Consider the following 19,750-nt stretch of genomic DNA (forward strand, 5'->3'; position numbering starts at 1 on the left):
TCTTTCAGCCCCGCCGGCGTTTGAGGCGCGGGGTCAGGGGCGGAGCCCCTGGGAACGGGGGAAGGGCGGGTCGGGGACGGCCCCGCGCAGCGGCACCGAGCCCGGTGGGGGAGGGGCGAGCCCCGCGCAGCGGGACCGCGCCCCGCCCGGCCAGGGCTACGGCAGGGTCTCGCGGACCGCCGCCAGCCCGGCGGAGGTCTTCGTGGCGATGAACTCCGTGATCCGGTACGCGCAGACGCCCGCCACCACGAAGGGATCCCCGGCCGCTATCTCCTCGATCTCGCCCCGCGAGACCCCGCGGGCCAGGATCATCCCGCCGTCGCGCGGTACCTTGCGCCCCGAGGCGAGGAAGACGCCGGACGCGTAGTACCCGTCCAGCCACGCCAGGTGGGCGTCCATCTGCTCTTCGACGGCTTCGATCGGCGCGGTGTAGCTGAGCTCCATGACGAACATGATCGCCAGGCTACCCTCGCACCCCATGACGACTGTGAAGACCCCCGCCAATGAGGCCGAGGCCCGCGCGATACAGGACGAACTGCGCGGCCGCGTCGTGCTCGACGAGGCCGGCCCCCCGCCCGGACAGGGGCTGGTCGCCGGGGTGGACGTGGCCTACGACGACGAACGGGACCTGGTCGCGGCCGCCGCCGTGGTGCTCGACGCCGCCACCCTGGAGGTCGTGGCCGAGTCCACCGCCGCCGGGAGCGTCAGCTTCCCCTACGTGCCCGGCCTGCTCGCCTTCCGCGAGCTGCCCACCGTGCTCGCCGCCCTGGAGGCCCTCCCCGTCACCCCCGACCTCGTCGTCTGCGACGGCTACGGCCTCGCCCACCCGCGCGGCTTCGGCCTGGCCTGCCACCTCGGGGTGGTCACCGGCCTGCCCAGCATGGGCGTCGCGAAGAACCCTTTCACCTTCACCTGCGAGGAGCCGGGCGCCCCGCGCGGCGAGTCCTCCCCGCTGCTCGCCCCCGACGGGGCCGTCGTCGGCCGGGCGCTGCGCACCCAGCACGGGATCAAGCCGGTGTACGTGTCCGTCGGCCACCGCGTCTCGCTGGACAACGCCTGCGCCCACGCCCTCGCGCTGAGCCCCCGCTTCCGCATCCCCGAGACCACCCGGCACGCCGACTCCCTGTGCCGGCGCGCCCTCCGCGAGGCCGTCGACGCCCTCCAGTGACCGGCGCTCGCCCGTGTGTTCGCGCTCCTGGTGCATTTGAGCGAACTCGGCCGGTCAACCCCGAGCCTCCGTGTACGGCCCAATGCCCCTTGTGCTGGTCTTTGTCCGGTACGTGCGGTATCGACGGTGCGCAGCCCGGCTGCGCTTGGCGGCGGAAGGGGCAGATTCGTGAGCAGAGGTACGAACGGAGCGGGCCAGAGGAAGCGGCAGCGGCGGGCGGTGGCCGCGCTGAGCGCGCTCGGAGTCGTCGCGGGGCTCGCGGCCGGCGCGCTGGCGGCGCCGGCCGGCGCCGCCGCGGCCCCAGCGGGCCCCAGGGGCTCCGCGGCGGTCTCCGATCCGAAGCAGCCGGACGGGACCCCCGTCGCGTGCGACGGGAAGATCTACCTCTCGAAGGGTGATCCGGACCAGCTCTACACCGTCGAACGGGAGGCCGGGAAGGTCCGGTTCGAGGAGCTGGGCGAGCCGACGCCGTTCCTCTACAACGCCATCGGTGTGAATCCGGACGACCGCTTCCTGTACGGGACCACGTTCGGCGACGTGGGCAACAAGCTGGTCCGCTTCGACGGCAAGGGCGAGTACGTCCTGTACGAGGACGAGGTCGAGGGCCTGCCGGCCGCCCTCTACATCTCGGGCACGTTCGACGACGAGGGCAACTACTTCGTCCTGGCCGACAACACGGGTCTGATCCAGCAGATCGACGTGAAGAACAACAGGGTGGTCCGGACGATCGACATCCAGGCCCTGGCTCCCGACGCGCTCGACATCTTCGACATCGCCTTCCACGACGGGTACCTCTGGGGCTCGACCGAGGCGGGCGCCATCGTACGGATCGACGTCGAGAACGCGAGCGCGGACTTCTTCCCCGGTGTCCTGCCGGGCGGTTCGGACTTCGGCGGCGTCTTCGTCTACGGCAACGGCGACCTCGGGTTCTTCCGCAACGCCGGAGAGCTCATCCGCGTGCACGTGAAGAACGCGGCCGGATCCAACCCGAAGTTCACCGTGCTGTCGCGGCAGGCGACGCCGGAGGAGTCGCTGACGAACGTCGACGCCACCTCCTGCTTCTTCGACTCCTCCGCCGACCTGTCGGTCCACAAGCGCGGCCCCAAGGTCGTCAAGGCGGGCGACGACATCACCTACGAGATCACGGTGAAGAACGACCACAAGGGCGCCTCCTCCGGCTGGTCCCTGGTCGACGACCTCCCCGCGAAGGTCCTGGACCCCGCCACGGACACCGAGGGCTGCACGATCGGCAACGGCCTCCTCTCCTGCACGGGCGGCCCGCTGCGCGAGGGCGGCCGCGTGAAGATCACGGTGACCGGCACCGCCGCGGAGGTCACCAAGCCGACCGCCGTGCCGAACACCGCCACGGTCTTCGGAGACGACGAGGACCCGTACAGGAAGAACAACACCGGCTTCGCGTCCACGAAGATCAAGCCGGCCGGCGGCGACGGGGAGGAAGAACCCAAGCAGCCCAAGGAGCCCAGGGAGCCGAAGCAGCACAACGAGCACAACGAGCACAACGAGCACGGGGACGAGCACGGCGACGGGCCCGGCGGGCGCTAGCCGGCCGGGGGAGGCGGCGGGGACCGGGCCGGAACGAGCGCCCGGGCCCCGCCGCCGTACGCCCTACCGCTCCGCCGCCACCCGAAAGCGGATTCCGGCCTTCAGGAGGCGGGCCGACAGCGCGTCACCCATCGCCACTGCCGTCGTCAGCTGGCCGGCGCGATCCGGGAGGGCGTCGTGGGCCAGGCACAGCGCGGACTCCGCCAGCATCTTCGCGGTCTCCCCGTACCCCGGGTCGCCGCCCGACACCTCGGTGAACACGCGGCGGCCACCGCCCTCGCCGACGAAGCGGACCGTGAACCAGCTGCGGGCGCGCCGCTCCGCGTCCGGGCCGTTGCCCGGCTCCCACAGCCCCATCAGCCACCGCCGGGCCGGCGGGACCTGCACCAGCGCCGCCGTCGCGCCCACCGCCGCCGTCAGGCCCACCGCGACCGGCAGGTGCCGCACCGAGGCGTAGTGGCGGTAGCGGAAGTCAGGCCCGTACCGCTCCAGCGCGGCCGCCGACCGGGTCACGATCCGCGGATCCAGAACCGGCAGCGGCAGCGCCCAGGTCCCGGTCTCCCGGCTGAAGCGCGGAACGCCCACGGGCCCGCGTACCCGGCGCCCCGGCAGCCGGGGCTCGTGCAGCCGGCGGGCTCGCGCTGCCGCCAGGGTCTGCGGGCCCCGGCCCAGCGCGGTCAGGGCGGAGGCGACGGTGCCGCCGGAGGCGAGCGCGCCGGCCCGCAGGAACCCGTCCACCCGCAGCGGCACCCCGGAGGGCAACAGGCCCACCGTGAAGTACGCCCCGAGGTCGGCCGGGATCGAGTCGAACCCGCACGCGTGCACCAGCCGCGCCCCCGTCTCCCGGGCCCGCGCGTCGTGCTCGACGTACATCCGGTCCACGAACTCCGGCTCCCCGGTGAGGTCGGCGTAGTCGGTGCCCTCCTCCGCGCAGGCCGCGACCAGCTCCGCCCCGTGATGGACGTACGGCCCGACCGTGGTGGCCACCACCCGGGTGCGGGCGGCCAGTTCGCGCAGCGCCCGCCGATCCCCCGCGTCGGCCCGCAGCAGCGGCAGCCGCGCGCAGTCCGGGTTCAGGGCGGCCAGCCGTTCGCGCAGCCGTTCCAGCTTGCCGAGGTCGCGCCCGGCGAGCGCCCACCGGGTGCCGGCGGGCGCGTGCTCGGCGAGGTACTCGGCGGTCAGCACCCCGACGAAGCCGGTGGCACCGAAGAGCACGAGGTCGAGCTCCCGCCCCGGACGGCCGCCGCGGACGGGCTCGTTGTGGACCTGCTCGGTCATGGAACGTTCCTCCCAGCTGGTGTCGGTGGCTGAGGTTAGCGTTGACGTCGAGTGTCCGGGCGAGCAGGTGTGACCTGCGGTGAGTGGAGGCGTCGATGAAGGCTGCGGTGCGCAAGTGGGAGGCGGTGCGGGAGTTCGCGCTGGGGCTGCCGGAGGCCGTGGAGGAGCATCCCTGGGGGCCGGAGGACGGGGTGGTGAAGGTCAACAAGAAGATCTTCGTGTTCCTCGGCAACGCGGACGGCCCCGAGCCGCCCGGCCTGTCCGTCAAGCTCAAGGACGAGGACCTGCACGGGCACGCGATGACCGCCCCCGGTGCCGCGCCCACCGGCTACGGCCTCGGCAAGGCGGGCTGGGTCTCCGTGCCGCTGGGGGAGAGGGGGGCGCCGTCGGTGGAGGTGCTGTGCGAATGGGTGGAGGAGAGCTACCGGACCGTCGCGCTCAAACGGAACGTGGCGCTCCTCGACGCCCGGGCCGCGGAGGGGGCCTGACGGGACGCCTTACGGGAAGCAAGGCCGGACACCGGACCAGAAGCCAGGCCGGACACCGGACCGGAAGCCCGGCCAGCCACCGGACCAGAAGCCCGGCCGGACGCCTGACCGGAACGAGCCACAGCGCAAACCTGCTAAGCGCTTGCTCTTGTGCTGAGTGGGGCGCGTTCCTAGCATCACTGGTGTTACATCGGTTGTGTCACACACCTGCACACCCACCCACCCGTACACCAGGATGCCGGGGGCACGATGGCAGTGACAGCAGGCCCGCTCGCGGGAGTACGCGTCGTCGAACTGGCGGGCATCGGCCCCGGCCCGTTCGCCGCCATGGTCCTCGCCGACCTCGGCGCGGACGTCGTCCGCGTGGACCGGCCGGGCGGCGGAGGGCTCGCGATCGACCCGGCCCACGACGTCACCAACCGCAACAAGCGCTCCGTCCTGGTCGACCTGAAGTCCGCCGAGGGCCCCGCCCTCGTACTGGACCTCGTCCAGCGCGCCGACGTGCTGATCGAGGGCTTCCGCCCGGGCGTCGCCGAGCGGCTCGGCGTCGGACCGGACGACTGCCTCGCCCGCAACCCCAAGCTGGTCTACGGCCGGATGACCGGCTGGGGCCAGGAGGGCCCGCTCGCCCACACCGCCGGGCACGACATCGCGTACATCGCCGTCACCGGCGCACTCGGCATGATCGGCAACCCCGGCGAGCCCCCGGCCGTCCCCGCCAACCTGGTCGGCGACTACGCGGGCGGCTCGCTCTACCTCGTCATCGGCATCCTCGCCGCCCTCCACCACGCCCGCGGCCCCGAGGGCGCCGGCCAGGTCGTGGACGCCGCGATCGTCGACGGCACCGCCCACCTCACCGCCATGATCCACGGCATGGTCGCGGCCGGCGGCTGGCAGGACCGGCGAGGCGCCAACCTCCTGGACGGCGGCTGCCCCTTCTACGGCACCTACGAGACCTCCGACGGCCAGTACATGGCAGTCGGCGCGCTGGAGCAGCAGTTCTACGACACCTTCACGGAGCTCCTCGGCATCGCCGACCGGGCCCCCGCCCGCAAGGACCTCGCCCGCTGGGGCGAGCTGCGCGAGGCCGTCGCCGCGCGCTTCAAGTCCCGTACGCGCGAGGAGTGGACGGCCGTCTTCGAGGGAACCGACGCCTGCGTGGCACCCGTCCTCTCGCTCCGCGAGGCCCCGCACCACCCCCACCTCGCCGCCCGCGCCACCTTCACCGAGTTCGGCGGCACCCTCCAGCCCGCCCCCGCCCCCCGCTTCTCCGCGACGCCGACCCGCGTCGCCTCCGGCCCCGCCATGCCCGGCGCGGACACCGGGTCCGTGGCCGCCGACTGGGGCGTACCGGCACTGCTCCCGAAAGAGGCCTGATGGAACTGTCCATGCTGCTCGACTACGCCGGCGATCCGCGCCGCGCCGCCGACGAGGCGGCCGCGCTGGAGTCGGCCGGACTCGACGCCGTGTGGGTCGCCGAGGCCTGGGGCTTCGACTCCCCGACGATCATGGGATACCTGGCGGCGCGCACCGAGCGCATGAAGATCGGCTCGGCCATCGTCAACGTCTACTCCCGTACCCCCGCCCTCATCGCCCAGACCGCCGCGGGCCTGGACGCCGTATCGGGCGGCCGCGCCCTGCTCGGCCTCGGCGCCTCCGGCCCGCAGGTGATCGAGGGCTGGCACGGCAAGCCGTACGACAAGCCGCTCGGCCGCACCCGCGAGACCGTCGACCTGTGCCGGCGCATCTGGCGCCGCGAGACGATCGACCACCACGGCATCACCGACATGCCGCTGCCCGCCGCCAAGGGCGGACGGCACGGCAAGCCCCTGAAGATCCTCACCCGCCCCGTCCGCGACCGGATCCCCGTGTACGTGGCCTCCCTCGGCCCGGCGAACGTCGCGCTGACCGCCGAGATCGCCGACGGCTGGCTGCCCACCCTCTTCATCCCGGAGAAGGCGCACACCGTGTGGGAGAGCGCCCTCGCCGAGGGCGCCGCCAAGCGCGCACCGGAGCTCGGACCGCTCCAGACCGTCGCGGGCGGCCTGCTGGCCATCGGCGAGGACGCGGCCGCCGCCCGCGACCTCGCCCGGCCCCAGATCGCCCTCTACGTCGGCGGGATGGGCGCCGTCGGCAAGAACTTCTACAACGACCTCGCCGTCGCCTACGGCTACGAGGAGCAGGCCCGCCGCATCCAGGAGCTGTACCTCGCCGGCCGCAAGCGCGACGCGGCGGCCGCCGTCCCGGACGAGTTCTGCGAACTGATGACCCTGTGCGGCCCCGAGGGGTACGTGCGCGAGCGCGTCGAGGCCTTCCGGGAGGCCGGCGTCACCATGCTCAACGTCACACCGGTCGGCCCGGACCCCGCCCGGCTGATCGAAACCGTCAAGAGCTGGCTGTAGGGGGCCCCGATGCAACGCCGCATCTACGACGCCGACCACGAGGCGTTCCGCGAGACCGTACGCACCTTCCTCCACAAGGAGGTGTTGCCGCACTACGAGCAGTGGGAGAAGGACGGCATCGTCAGCCGGGACGCCTGGCGGGCCGCAGGCCGGCAGGGCCTGCTGGGCCTGGCCGTCCCCGAGGAGTACGGAGGCGGCGGCAACCCGGACTTCCGCTACGCGGCGGTGCTCGCCGAGGAGTTCACCCGCGCCGGAGCCCCGGGGCTCGCGATCGGCCTGCACAACGACATCATCGGCCCCTACCTGACCTCGCTGGGCACCGAGGAGCAGAAGCGCCGCTGGCTGCCCGGCTTCTGTTCCGGCGAGACCATCACCGCGATCGCGATGACCGAGCCCGGCGCCGGCTCCGACCTCCAGGGGATCCGCACCAGCGCCGAGGACCGCGGCGACCACTGGCTGCTCAACGGCTCCAAGACCTTCATCTCCAACGGCATCCTCGCCGACCTGGTGATCGTCGTCGCGAAGACCACCCCCGAGGGCGGGGCGCACGGACTGTCCCTGCTCGTCGTCGAGCGCGGCGCCGAGGGCTTCGAACGCGGCCGCAACCTCGACAAGATCGGCCAGAAGTCCCAGGACACCGCCGAGCTCTTCTTCAACGACGTCCGCGTCCCCAAGGAGAACCTGCTCGGCGAGCTGAACGGCGCCTTCGTCCACCTGATGACCAACCTCGCGCAGGAGCGCATGGGCATCGCGATGGCCGCCATCGCCGCCGCCGAACACCTGCTGGAGATCACCACCACGTACGTCAAGGAACGCGAGGCCTTCGGCCGGCCGCTGGCCAAGCTCCAGCACATCCGGTTCGAGATCGCCGAGATGGCCACCGAGTGCGCGGTCACCCGCACCTTCCTCGACCGCTGCATCACCGACCACGCCAACGGGGAACTGGACCACGTCCACGCCTCGATGGCCAAGTGGTGGGCCACCGAACTCCAGAAGCGGGTGGCCGACCGCTGCCTCCAGCTGCACGGAGGCTACGGCTACATGACCGAATACCGGGTGGCACGGGCCTTCACCGACGGCCGCATCCAGACCATCTACGGCGGCACGACCGAGATCATGAAAGAGATCATCGGCCGCTCCCTCCTCGGCTGACTCCGCCCCCGACCTCCCCCTCGGACACCTTCGAAAGGCCTGACCAGTGAGCACCGAAGCTTACGTATACGACGCGATCCGCACCCCGCGCGGCCGGGGCAAGGCCAACGGCGCCCTGCACGGCACCAAGCCCATCGACCTGGTCGTCGGCCTCATCGACGCCCTGCGCGAGCGCAACCCCGGCCTGGACCCCGCGACCATCGACGACATCGTCCTCGGCGTCGTCGGCCCCGTCGGCGACCAGGGCTCCGACATCGCCCGCATCGCCGCCATCGCCGCGGGCCTGCCGGACACCGTGGCCGGCGTACAGGAGAACCGCTTCTGTGCCTCGGGCCTGGAGGCCGTCAACCTGGCCGCCGCCAAGATCCGCTCCGGCTGGGAGGACCTCGTCCTCGCGGGCGGCGTCGAGTCCATGTCCCGCGTCCCCATGGCCTCCGACGGCGGCGCCTGGTTCGCCGACCCCATGACCAACTGGGACACCGGCTTCGTCCCGCAGGGCATCGGCGCCGACCTGATCGCCACCATCGAGGGATTCTCCCGGCGCGACGTGGACGAGTACGCCGCCCTGTCCCAGGAGCGGGCCGCCACCGCCATCAAGGAGGGCCGCTTCGCCAAGTCCGTGGTCCCCGTCACCGACCGCAACGGCCTGGTCGTCCTGGACCACGAGGAGTTCGTCCGCCCCGGCACCACCGCCGACACCCTCGCCAAGCTGAAGCCCTCCTTCGCCGACATCGGCGACCTCGGCGGCTTCGACGCCGTCGCCCTGCAGAAGTACCACTGGATCGAGAAGATCGACCACGTCCACCACGCCGGCAACTCCTCCGGCATCGTCGACGGCGCCTCGCTCGTCGCCATCGGCACCCGCGAGGCGGGCGACCGCAACGGCCTGCGCCCGCGCGCCCGCATCGTGTCCGCCGCCGTCTCCGGCTCCGAGCCCACCATCATGCTCACCGGCCCCGCCCCGGCCACCCGCAAGGCCCTCGCCAAGGCCGGACTGACCATCGACGACATCGACCTGATCGAGATGAACGAGGCCTTCGCCGGCGTCGTGCTGCGCTTCGTCAAGGACATGGGCGTCTCCCTGGACAAGGTCAACGTCAACGGCGGCGCCATCGCCCTCGGCCACCCCCTCGGCGCCACCGGAGCCATGCTCCTCGGCACCGTCGTCGACGAACTGGAGCGCCAGGACAAGCGCTACGGCCTCGTCACCCTCTGCGTCGGCGGCGGCATGGGCGTCGCCACCGTCGTCGAACGCGTCTGACCCGTCCTGATCCCGGATCCCGGATCCCGCATCCGAGATCCCGGACCCTGATCCCACCTCTGACACGGAAGTAGCGAACATGAGCGAGTCCACCACGATCCGCTGGGAACAGGACGAGACCGGCGTCGTCACCCTGGTCCTCGACGACCCGGGCCAGTCCGCCAACACCATGAACCAGGCCTTCAAGGACTCCATCGCGGCGATCGCCGACCGCGCCGAGGCCGAGAAGGACTCCATCCGCGGCATCATCTACACCTCCGCCAAGAAGACCTTCTTCGCCGGCGGCGACCTCAAGGACATGATCCGGCTCCGCCCCGAGGACGCACAGCTCGCCTTCGACACCGGCACCGAGATCAAGCGGTCCCTGCGCCGCATCGAGACCCTCGGCAAGCCCGTCGTCGCCGCCATCAACGGCGCGGCCCTCGGCGGCGGTTACGAGATCTGCCTCGCCTCCCACCACCGCGTCGCCCTGAACGCCCCCGGCTCCAAGATCGGCCTGCCCGAGGTCACCCTCGGCCTGCTCCCCGCCGGCGGCGGCGTCACCCGCACCGTCCGCCTCATGGGCATCGCCGACGCGCTGCTCAAGGTCCTGCTCCAGGGCACCCAGTACGACCCCCGGCGCGCCCTGGCCAACGGCCTGGTCCACGAACTCGCCGCCACCCCCGAGGAGATGCTGGCCAAGGCCCGCGCCTTCATCGACGCCAACCCCGAGTCGAAGCAGCCCTGGGACGTCCCCGGCTACAAGATCCCCGGCGGCACGCCGTCCAACCCGCGCTTCGCCGCGAACCTGCCGGCCTTCCCCGCCAACCTCAAGAAGCAGCTCAACGGAGCCCCGTACCCGGCCCCGCGCAACATCCTCGCCTGCGCCGTCGAGGGCTCCCAGGTCGACTTCGAGACCGCCCTGACCATCGAGGCCCGGTACTTCACCGAGCTGGTCACCGGCCAGACCGCGAAGAACATGATCCAGGCGTTCTTCTTCGACCTCCAGGCCGTCAACGCCGGCCGCAGCCGCCCCCGGGGGACCGAGCCCCGCAAGGTCCGCAAGGTCGCCGTCCTCGGCGCCGGCATGATGGGCGCCGGCATCGCCTACTCCTGCGCCCGCGCGGGAATCGAGGTCGTCCTCAAGGACGTCACCGCCGAGGCCGCCGCCAAGGGCAAGGAGTACTCCCAGAAGCTGCTCGACAAGGCGCTCGCCAAGGGCCGCACCACCGAGGCCAAGCGCGCCGAGCTGCTCGCCCGGATCACCCCGACCGCCGACGCCGCCGACCTGGCCGGCTGCGACGCCGTCATCGAGGCCGTCTTCGAGGACACCGCCCTCAAGCACAAGGTGTTCCAGGAGGTCCAGGACGTCGTCGCCCCCGACGCGCTGCTCTGCTCCAACACCTCCACCCTCCCCATCACCGGGCTCGCCGAAGGCGTCTCGCGCCCCGCCGACTTCATCGGCCTGCACTTCTTCTCGCCCGTCGACAAGATGCCGCTCGTGGAGATCATCAAGGGTGACCGCACCGGCGACGAGGCCGTCGCCCGCGCCTTCGACCTGGTCCGCCAGATCAACAAGACCCCGATCGTGGTCAACGACTCGCGCGGCTTCTTCACCTCCCGCGTCATCGGCCAGTTCATCAACGAGGGCGTGGCCATGGTCGGCGAGGGCATCGAGCCCGCCTCCGTCGAGCAGGCCGCCGCCCAGGCCGGCTACCCGGCCAAGGTGCTCTCGCTGATGGACGAGCTGACCCTCACCCTCCCGCGCAAGATCCGCAACGAGACCCGCAAGGCCTTCGAGGCCGAGGGCCGCGAGTGGACCGAGCACCCGGCCGACCGGGTCATCGACCGGATGGTCGACGAGTTCGGCCGCCCCGGCCGCAGCGGGGGCGGCGGCTTCTACGAGTACGACGAGAGCGGCAAGCGCAGCCGCATCTGGCCCGGCCTGCGCGAACACTTCGCCAAGCCGGACGCGCAGATCCCGTTCGACGACATGAAGGAGCGGATGCTCTTCTCCGAGGCCCTGGACACCGTCCGCTGCCTCGACGAGGGCGTCCTCACCTCCATCGCCGACGCCAACATCGGCTCCATCATGGGCATCGGCTTCCCCGCCTGGACCGGCGGCGTGATCCAGTACATCAACGGCTACGAGGGCGGCCTGCCCGGCTTCGTCGCCCGCGCCCGCGAGCTGGCCGCCACCTACGGCGAGCGCTTCACCCCGCCCGCCTCCCTGGTGGCGAAGGCCGAGCGCGGCGAGACGTACGCCGACTGACACGACCCGGTGGTCCCGGGACCGCCCCGCGCGGGCGGCCCCGGGAACCCCCGGCGACCCTGTCGCAGCGTTTCGGGTCCAAGCGGGGCCTGCTGCCGGCGTTCGCCGCGGACGCCGCCGCGAACGCCGCAGCGCCCTATCGCAGGACGCGGGCCGATCACGGCTCGCCCCTGGCAGACGACACCCCCTAGCCGCGCAGGTACGCGAACACCCCGCGCTCCGCGGCGCCGCCCGGGACGGACCAGCCGGCCAGCACCTGCCCGAGCAGGCCCTCGCCGGAGGCGGTCCCGGGACGCAGCACCCGGCTCAGGGTCAGGGTCAGTACCGGTCCGGGTTCCATGAACGGGCCCACCGTGATCTCCGTACCGGCGGCGGTGTCCGCCACTGTCCCCGGACCGGTCAGGCCCGCCGGCAGGTCCCACCCTCCGGAGGAGCGCACCTCGACCGTCGGGTCGGGGGCATCCGTCTCGCTCTGGGCCTGGGCCACCGCCCCGCCCGCCAGCAGCGCCAGCAACTGCTCGACCAGCACGAAGTCGTGGGCCCCGTCGTAGACCCAGCGCGTACCCAGCACCCCGTGCTCCAGCGTGCCGACCAGGCCCGCCTCCGCACCCTCCAGCGGCGCACCCCGGTAGGTCAGCGGCGCCAAGTAGGACACGGGCTCCGGCCCGGATTCGTCGGTGACCACCATGAACTCGATCCCCACCTCGCCCTCGGGGTCGTCCAGCCGGAAACCGCCCGCCTTCGCGAGTCGCGCGGACTTCTCCACGCCCTGGTACCAGGGCCTCAAGGGCAGCCACTCGGCGAGGAGTTCGAGCTTGGTCGGGGACAGCGTGGTGTGATGGATGATCGCCATGCGGTCGAACCTACCCTCACTCCGAGGCGAACGCCGCCCGCAACTCCTCCTTCAACGACCGCTGGAAGGCCGTCACCAGCGCCTGCACCACCATCGGCTGCATGTGCGCCGACAGCGCCTTCATCGACTCCACCCGCTCCGGGTCGTCCTCGTCCTCGGTGAACGGCCCCCACACCTCGTCCCGGAACAGCTCCGTCAACTGGTGCGCCGCCGTCCGCGCGTGCTCCAGCAGGATCCCCCGCGCCACCAGCAGCGTCTCGTGGGCGATCGGTACGTCGAGCAGCGCGACCCCCAGCCGCAGCAGCCCCACGTCCACCCGGAAACCCTCCCCGGACTCCGCCACCACGTTCATCGCCGCCAGCCGGCGCAGGTCCCCGTCCGACAGGGCCCGCCCCGCCCGCCCCTCCAACTCCGCCCGCGACACCTCCTGCGCCGCGTCCGGAGCCCACGTCGCCACCAGCGCCCGGTGGATCGCCAGGTCGTGGGCGCTCAGGTCGTCCGGCAGGGCGTCCAGATAGCGCTGGATCGCCGACAGGGTCATGCCCTGGTGCTGGAGCTCCTCGATCAGAGCGAGCCGCGACAGGTGCTCGGGCCCGTAGTGCCCCACGCGACGAGGTCCGATCACGGGAGGGGGCAAAAGCCCGCGCGTGCTGTAGAACCGTACGGTGCGGACGGTGACACCGGCCTTGGACGCCAGTTCGTCCACGGTGAGCATCGGCTCGGTCGCCTGGTCGGCCATCGTCCGCTCCTCGCTCTCTGAGCTCTCTGATCCACGGCTTGGGTTCAACAGTATTGCTGTCGCACCAACGATGTGAAACGGCCAGGAGCTGCCCATGACCACGAACCTGCGACTGCCCGGACGACCCGAAGAAATCACCCTCCCCGCCCTGCTGGCCCGCAACGCCGCCGAACACCCGGACCTGCCCGCCCTCTCCTGGCGCGAGGGCGACGGCGAGGGCGATGGCGAGGGCGACGGCGAGGGCGACGGCTGGAAGACCCTGAACTGGGGCCAGGTCCGCCGCGAGGTCGCCGTCCTCGCCGCCGGCTACGCCGCCCTCGGCGTCGAACGCGGCGAACACGTCCTGCTGATGATGGGCAACCGCCCCGAGCACTGGCTCAGCGACCTCGCCCTCGTCCACCTCGGCGCCGTCCCCGTCACCGTCTACGGCACCTCCGCGCCCGAGCAGATCGCCCACATAGCCCGCCACAGCCGGGCCCGGCTCGCCGTCGTCGAAGGCGCCGGCGAACGCGACCGGTGGGCGCCCCTGCTGGACGACCCCGGGACCCCACTGGAACGCCTCGTCGTGGCCGAGGCCGCCGAGGCCGGCCCGCACACCGCCTACGGCACCGTGTACGCCAACGGCGCCCGCCTGCACCGCGCCGACGGCTTCGAGAAGGCCTGGCAGGAGACCCGCCCCGAGGACCCCCTCACCGTCGTCTACACCTCCGGCACCACCGGCGACCCCAAGGGCGTCCGCCTGACCCACCGCAACATCCTGCTCCAGTCCGTCCGCCTCGACCGCGGCGTCCAGCTCCCCGAACACGCCGAACACGTCTGCTACCTGCCGTTCGCGCACATCGCCGAACGGATCCTCGGCATCTACCTGCCCCTGCTGCGCGCCGCCCACGTCCGCCTCGTCGCCGACCCCACCGCCGTGGCCGCCGCCGTCCGGGAGCTGCGCCCCGTGCAGTTCTTCGGGGTGCCCCGGGTGTGGGAGAAACTTGCCGCGGGCGTACGCGCGGTCCTGGCGGGCCTGCCCGAGGAGCAGCGGCGCGCCATCGACGCCGCCGGCGACCTGGCCAGGGCCCGGACCGGCCTCCAGGAGCGCGGCGAAGAGGTGCCGGCCGCGCTCGAAGCCTCGTACGCCGGGGCGAAGGAACGGGTCCTGGACCCGCTGCTGCGGCTGGCGGGGCTGGACCGGCTCGTCTGGACGGCCAGCGCCACCGCGCCGATGCCGATCGACGTGGTCCGCTTCTGGGCCGGCTGGGGCATCACCATCATGGACGCCTGGGGGCTGACGGAGACCTCCGGCGTGTGCACCCTCAACAGCAACACCCCCGACGGGTTCCGGCTCGGCTCGGTGGGCCGGCCCATCGAGGGGCTGGAGCTGAAGGTCGCCGCGGACGGGGAGGTCCTCACCCGCGGGGCGACCGTCTTCGGCGGCTACCTGCGCCCCGACGGGTCGGTGGAGAGCGCGGCCGACGCCGAGGGCTGGTTCCCGACCGGGGACATCGGGCGGCTCGACGAGGACGGCTTCCTGTGGCTGACGGACCGCAAGAAGGAGCTGATCATCACCTCGAACGGGAAGAACGTCTCCCCGGCGCTGGTGGAGAACACCGTCAAGGAACACCCGCTCATCGGCCAGGCCCTGGTCCACGGCGACGGCCGCTCCTACCTCGTCGCCCTGCTCGTCCTGGACCCCGAACTGGCCCCGGTCTGGGCGGCCGCCCGCGGCATCGAGACCGACTCCCTCGCGGCACTCGCCGAACACCCGGCCGTCCTGGAGGAGACCGCCCGCGCGGTCGCCGCCGCGAACGCCCGCCTCAACCGCACGGAGCAGATCAAGCGCTACCGGCTGCTCGCGGAGGAATGGGGCCCGGCGACGGGGGAACTCACCCCGTCGCTGAAACTCCGCCGCAGGGTGGTCCGGGAGAAGTACGGGACGCTGATCGAGGGGCTGTACGAGTAACGTGGTCGGGGGCCCTACCCCCTTGGACGGTCTCAGAGAAGGGGTGGGGGTTTCCCGTCAGTCCCATCGTCCTTCCGGTTCGGGCCGGTCCCTCAAGGGCGCTCCTTCGTCGCGTCGCTACGCGATCGCCTTCGGCGACCCTTGACCGACCGACCCGAACCGGAAAGCCGAAAGACTGCCGGGAAACCCCCAAAGAAACGGTCACGGGGCAGGAGGGGAGGGGCGGGCATCTCAGCGTTGAGGCGAGGGGCCGGGGGCCGGCCCGCCGGGCATCCGGGCCCTCGATAGTCGAGATTCGGAGCCGGGGCGCGACCTACCCGCACGAGAAGGCGAACAGACCGCCTTGCGGAGCCCCCAGGCGCACCAGATCGCTACGCGCTCCTGTCGGCTTGGCGTCCGGCGGCCGTCCTGGGCCGATACCCGCACGAGAGGGCGATCAGAGCAGCCCAGGGAGCGGACGGGCGCGTCGGATCGCTCCGCGCAGGCCGGCACGACACGGAAGGACGGTGGACTGGCGGGAAACCCCCATGCCGACTGTGAGGCGGGCCAGGGGATCCCGCCCATGGCGGTCCCGGGGGGCTAGCGGCCGATGACCGGGTAGTGGTCCGAGAGGTTCGAGTACGTGTAGGACTTGCCCCAGCTGGAGACCGTCCAGGGGGTCGACTGCTCCTTGACCACGTTGTTCTCCCAGCCCGCCGGGCGGGCGTTGGCCTTGCGGTACAGGACGTAGTCGAGGTCCTCGCGGGGGTCCGTCGGGTAGCGGTAGTTGGCGATCGAGTTCTGCGCCGTGTCGAAGGAGTACGGGTGGCCCGTGCGGGTGTCGGCGCCGGCGAGGTCGGCGTCCGCGAGCATCGAGGCGTACTCCGGGGTGCGGGAGTCGACGTTCATGTCGCCCGCGACGATGACCTGCTCGTTCGCCGGGATGTTCTTGGCGTCGAGGAACGCGTCTATGTTCTTGAACTGGCGGCTGCGCATCTGCGCCGCCTCGCCCGCGCCGCAGCCCGGGTCGGTGGACTGGGCGTGGGTGCCGACGACGTGGACCTTGGTGCCGTTGACGTTCAGGACGACGTAGGCGAAACCCTTGTTGGACCACCAGTCGGCGCCGCAGGCGTCCTTGTAGACCACCTGCTCCTTGCGCAGGATCGGCCACTTGCTGAGGATCGTGACGCCGCCGTCCTCGGGGGTGGTGGTGGAGTAGGAGCCGCCCGTGGCGTCCCACCCGCTCTTGCTGCGGCCCACCACCGGGGTCTGGTACGGGTACTGGGCCGAGGCGTTGGCCTGGAGGGCGTCGGAGGCGCCGTTGTCGAAGGCCTCCTGGAGCACCACCACGTCGTGGCCCTGGAAGAAGGAGGCCCGGGGGATCTCGGCGGCGCGGTGGTCCTGGCCCCAGTTCGGGTACAGGCTCTTGCTCATCAGGAACACGTTGTAGGTCAGGACGCTCAGCCGCGGGGTGGCGGAATCCTCGGCGGCCGTGGCGGCGGGCGCGGCGGTGAGGGTCAGGGCTGCGGCGGCGGTCGCGGCCACGGCCGTGGCGGCGGCGCGGGCGCGGCGGTGGGAGATCTGCGGCATGGGGGTCTCCGTCAGTCCGGTGGTTCCTGCGGGGAAGATCGACGCCCGCAATCCAAGCAGCCGCGGTTACCTCTGGGTAACACCCGTGACAAGACTTTCTGTCCGGACCGAGGACTTCTCGCGCTCGCATAATTGGTCCCATGGACGACACCGATCGCATATCGGCCGCAAAGCCCGGCAGGGGCCTTGATCCCGAGCCGCCGCCGCCCGGTGGGGTGCTGTGGTCGACCGCCGGGGACGTGCGGTCGCTGCTCACCCTGCCCGCCGCCTTCACCATGCAGGTGGCCCACCCGGCCGTCGGCGCCGGCGTCGACCAGTACTCCGTCTTCCGCACCGACCCCTGGGGCCGGGGCGAGCGCTCGCTGCGCTCCGTGATGCTGTGGGTCTACGGCGGGGAGGAGGCCGTCGCCGAGGGGCGGCGGGTGCGTCGCCTGCACAAGGAGATCCGGGGCACGGACACCCGGGGCCGGCGCTACCACTCCCTCGACCCCTCCTGCTACGCCTGGGTGCACGCCACCGGCTTCCCCGTCGCCCTGTACGCGGGGCGCTACCTGTTCCGGCCCATCACCCCCGCCCACGAGCGGCAGCTGTACGCGGAGTGGCTGCGGGTGGGGCGGATCCTGGGGCTGCGCGACCGGGACATGCCGCAGACCGTCGAGGAGTTCTGGCCCTACTACCGGCGGATGCTGGCCGAGGAGATCGAGCCCACGAAGGTGGCCCGCGAGCTCGTCGCGACCGATGCCGACCTGCCCCGCCCCGAGGTGGGCTCCCCGGTGCTGCGGCTGCTGCTGGCGATCACCTGGCCGGCCCTGCGCGCCAGCTACCTGCGCTTCCGCGCCTTCGTCACCGTCGGGTACATGCCGCCCGACGCCCGGGCCGCCATCGGCCTGGAGTGGACCCCCGCCCAGGAGCGCCGGCTCCGGCGGTTCAGTACGGCCGTACGGCTCCTCGTACCGGTGCTGCCGGAACGGCTGCGCTACCTGCCCAGGGCCCGCGCCGCGCGGGCGCGGTGGCGCGCCGGCACCCTCTGACGGGTGCCGGCGCGTGGATCAGCGCGCGTGGCTCAGTGGTCGTGGACCGTGTTCGTCGCGGCGATCTTCTTCCAGGACTTGGGCTCCGCGGCCGGCTTGGCCGGCGACTGGAGGGTACGGGCGCCGGACTTGGCGGCCGGCGGGGCGAAGGCCGGCTTGCCCGGGGTGTACAGCCAGGTCTCGAAGAGCTGGGCGAGGGGCTTGTTCGAGATCTTCTCCGCGTACCGGACGAAGTCCCCGACCTTGGCGTTGCCGTAGGCCCGCTCGGTCGGCCAGCCCTTGAGGATCTTGAAGAACTTCTCGTCGCCGATCTCGTTGCGCAGCGCCTGGAGCGCGATCGCGCCGCGGTCGTACACGGCGCCGTGGAACTGGTTCTCCGGGCCCGGGTCACCGGGCTTGACCTGCCAGAACGGGTCCTCGGCCGGGCGGGAGGCGTACGCCCAGTCGGCGAGCTCCTGCGCGGTGCCCTCGCCTTCCTTCTCCGACCAGAGCCACTGGCTGTAGCGGGCGAAGCCCTCGTTGACCCAGATGTCCTTCCAGTTGTCGACGGACACGCTGTCGCCGTACCACTGGTGGGCCAGCTCGTGGACGACGACGGAGACGTTGGCGCCGCTCGCGAACTGGCGCGGGCTGTAGAAGGGCCGGGTCTGGGTCTCCAGCGCGAAGCCGGAGGGGACGTTCGGGACGTAGCCGCCGAGGGCGTTGAAGGGGTACGGGCCGAAGACCCCCTCCAGCCACTCCGCGACCTCGCCGGTCCGCTCGACGCTCGCGCGCGCCGCGCCGGCGTTGTCGCCGAGGTCCTTGCTGTACGCGTTCAGGATCGGCAGGCCGTTCGCCGTCTTGTCGGTGGTGATGTCGAACTTGCCGATCGCGAGGGTCGCCAGGTAGGTGGCCTGCGGCTTGTTGGACCGCCAGTTGTAGCGGGTCCAGCCGAGCTTCGAACTCTGCGACTGGAGAACGCCGTTGCTGATGGCCTGGGTGCCGTCCGGGACGTTGACGGACACGTCGAAGGTGGCCTTGTCGAGCGGGTGGTCGTTGCTCGGGAACCACCAGGCCGCCGCGTCCGGCTCCTGAGCCGCCACGCCGCCGTCCGGGGTGCGCTGCCAGGCCGACCAGCCGTCGACCTTGAACTCGGACGGCTTGCCCGCGTACTTGACCACGACCGTGGCCTGACGGTCCTTCTGGAGCGGCTGCGCCGGGGTCACTTCGAGCTCGTGCGCGCCCGAGGTCGCGAACTTCGCCTTGGCCCCGTTGACCCGGACCTCGCTGACCTTGAGGCCGAAGTCGAGGTTGAAGCGGGACAGGTCCTGCTTGGCGGTGGCCAGCAGGGTGGCCGTGCCCTCCAGCAGGTCGGTCTTCGGCTGGTACTGGAGGCGCAGGTCGTAATGGGAGACGTCATAGCCGCCGTTCCCGCTGGCCGGGTAGTAGGTGTCGCCGATACCCGGGGCGCCGGGACCCGCGCTGGCCGCCGACGCCGGGATCACCAGCAGGAGGGAGGCGGCCAGGACGCTCGGGGCGATGACTTTGCGGTGCACGAAGAGCTCCAAGGGGTAGGGGAGACAGATCGGTCAAGGTCTCGTCGTTCGACCGTATTCACCCGTGGCGCCTCAGGTCATGTCCATGGCTCCTGCTGTCACACGATCGCCATTCGGCCGTCATGATCCCGCAGCGGGGCGACGGCCGGAAGGAGCCGCTGACGTGCGGGTTCGTGCCCGCGCGGGGCGCGAGGAGGGCGGGATCCGCGGCTCGGCCGGGCGCGGTGGGTGTGTTGACCGTGCGTCAGGTGAGGGGCGGTATTCGGACAGGCGTGCGCCGTCCGCCCCGTGGGCCGGGCGGCCCCGCGTACCGCGGCAGGGCGATTTCCGGCCGCCCCGGCGGTGCCGGAACACCGGGGGCCGCGCAGGGCGCAGAGTGGCCCGATCGGCGCTCTTGCGCCGAAGCGCTAGGGCCTGTCGTCAAACTCGCGTCGTCGCCCGGAGGGCGGCCCCGCGGCGTCTGGTGCGTGCTCTCGGCGTGCCGGGCGGAAGCCCGCGTACTGGACGTA

General features: G+C 72.1%; 16 protein-coding genes. 10 read left to right on the plus strand and 6 right to left on the minus strand.

What is annotated here, in order from left to right; translation table 11 throughout:
• Positions 1-156 precede the first annotated feature (156 nt).
• On the minus strand, positions 157-453 hold the full coding sequence (locus SSNG_RS29335; protein WP_007267559.1) for a YciI family protein: 297 nt from the start codon (positions 451-453) through the stop codon (positions 157-159).
• Positions 454-478: 25 nt separating this feature from the next.
• Between SSNG_RS29335 and SSNG_RS29340 the strand changes: the two genes are divergently transcribed.
• Positions 479-1,168, plus strand: coding sequence for an endonuclease V (locus SSNG_RS29340; protein WP_007267560.1), 690 nt, complete (start codon positions 479-481; stop codon positions 1,166-1,168).
• A 168-nt stretch (positions 1,169-1,336) separates the two neighbouring features.
• Positions 1,337-2,731, plus strand: coding sequence for a DUF11 domain-containing protein (locus SSNG_RS29345; RefSeq protein ID WP_129593348.1), 1,395 nt, complete (start codon positions 1,337-1,339; stop codon positions 2,729-2,731).
• 63 nt (positions 2,732-2,794) lie between these two features.
• On the opposite strand, the gene SSNG_RS29350 is transcribed toward SSNG_RS29345, so the two are convergent.
• Positions 2,795-4,009: a saccharopine dehydrogenase NADP-binding domain-containing protein gene (locus tag SSNG_RS29350; protein ID WP_007267562.1), complete on the minus strand. Its 1,215-nt coding sequence runs from the start codon at positions 4,007-4,009 to the stop codon at positions 2,795-2,797.
• Positions 4,010-4,104: 95 nt separating this feature from the next.
• Between SSNG_RS29350 and SSNG_RS29355 the strand changes: the two genes are divergently transcribed.
• The 6 genes from SSNG_RS29355 to SSNG_RS29380 all read left to right on the plus strand — a co-directional run bounded on the left by SSNG_RS29355 (position 4,105) and on the right by SSNG_RS29380 (position 11,563).
• The gene (locus tag SSNG_RS29355; protein WP_042802214.1) at positions 4,105-4,497 is read left to right on the plus strand and encodes an MmcQ/YjbR family DNA-binding protein; all 393 of its coding nucleotides are present in this window, start codon (positions 4,105-4,107) and stop codon (positions 4,495-4,497) included.
• A gap of 249 nt (positions 4,498-4,746) precedes the next feature.
• A complete protein-coding gene (locus SSNG_RS29360; RefSeq protein ID WP_042802217.1) occupies positions 4,747-5,874 on the plus strand; it encodes a CaiB/BaiF CoA-transferase family protein in 1,128 nt (375 codons plus the stop codon).
• Positions 5,874-6,899, plus strand: coding sequence for an LLM class F420-dependent oxidoreductase (locus SSNG_RS29365; protein WP_007267565.1), 1,026 nt, complete (start codon positions 5,874-5,876; stop codon positions 6,897-6,899). Before SSNG_RS29360 ends, SSNG_RS29365 begins: the two co-directional genes overlap by 1 nt.
• Before the next feature lie 9 nt (positions 6,900-6,908).
• Entirely contained in the window at positions 6,909-8,051 is a 1,143-nt protein-coding gene (locus SSNG_RS29370) for an acyl-CoA dehydrogenase family protein (RefSeq protein ID WP_007267566.1), read from the plus strand.
• Between the two features lie 46 nt (positions 8,052-8,097).
• Positions 8,098-9,312, plus strand: a complete 1,215-nt coding sequence (locus SSNG_RS29375; RefSeq protein WP_007267567.1) for an acetyl-CoA C-acetyltransferase — start codon at positions 8,098-8,100, stop codon at positions 9,310-9,312.
• 79 nt (positions 9,313-9,391) lie between these two features.
• Positions 9,392-11,563, plus strand: coding sequence for a 3-hydroxyacyl-CoA dehydrogenase NAD-binding domain-containing protein (locus tag SSNG_RS29380; RefSeq protein WP_007267568.1), 2,172 nt, complete (start codon positions 9,392-9,394; stop codon positions 11,561-11,563).
• A gap of 187 nt (positions 11,564-11,750) precedes the next feature.
• Here SSNG_RS29380 and SSNG_RS29385 read toward each other — a convergent pair whose 3' ends face one another.
• Positions 11,751-12,416, minus strand: a complete 666-nt coding sequence (locus SSNG_RS29385) for a hypothetical protein (RefSeq protein WP_007267569.1) — start codon at positions 12,414-12,416, stop codon at positions 11,751-11,753.
• Between the two features lie 16 nt (positions 12,417-12,432).
• Positions 12,433-13,155: a MerR family transcriptional regulator gene (locus SSNG_RS29390; RefSeq protein ID WP_007267570.1), complete on the minus strand. Its 723-nt coding sequence runs from the start codon at positions 13,153-13,155 to the stop codon at positions 12,433-12,435.
• A gap of 94 nt (positions 13,156-13,249) precedes the next feature.
• Between SSNG_RS29390 and SSNG_RS29395 the strand changes: the two genes are divergently transcribed.
• Positions 13,250-15,106: an AMP-dependent synthetase/ligase gene (locus tag SSNG_RS29395; RefSeq protein ID WP_007267571.1), complete on the plus strand. Its 1,857-nt coding sequence runs from the start codon at positions 13,250-13,252 to the stop codon at positions 15,104-15,106.
• A gap of 579 nt (positions 15,107-15,685) precedes the next feature.
• On the opposite strand, the gene sph is transcribed toward SSNG_RS29395, so the two are convergent.
• Positions 15,686-16,675, minus strand: coding sequence for a sphingomyelin phosphodiesterase (gene sph, locus SSNG_RS29400; RefSeq protein WP_007267572.1), 990 nt, complete (start codon positions 16,673-16,675; stop codon positions 15,686-15,688).
• A gap of 140 nt (positions 16,676-16,815) precedes the next feature.
• On the opposite strand from sph, the gene SSNG_RS29405 reads away from it, so the two are divergent.
• Positions 16,816-17,706, plus strand: coding sequence for an oxygenase MpaB family protein (locus SSNG_RS29405; RefSeq protein WP_007267573.1), 891 nt, complete (start codon positions 16,816-16,818; stop codon positions 17,704-17,706).
• A gap of 32 nt (positions 17,707-17,738) precedes the next feature.
• Here SSNG_RS29405 and SSNG_RS29410 read toward each other — a convergent pair whose 3' ends face one another.
• Positions 17,739-19,241: a M1 family metallopeptidase gene (locus SSNG_RS29410; RefSeq protein ID WP_042804325.1), complete on the minus strand. Its 1,503-nt coding sequence runs from the start codon at positions 19,239-19,241 to the stop codon at positions 17,739-17,741.
• Positions 19,242-19,750: the final 509 nt, after the last annotated feature.

Source organism: Streptomyces sp. C, from assembly GCF_000158895.1.
Lineage (GTDB): Bacteria > Actinomycetota > Actinomycetes > Streptomycetales > Streptomycetaceae > Streptomyces > Streptomyces racemochromogenes.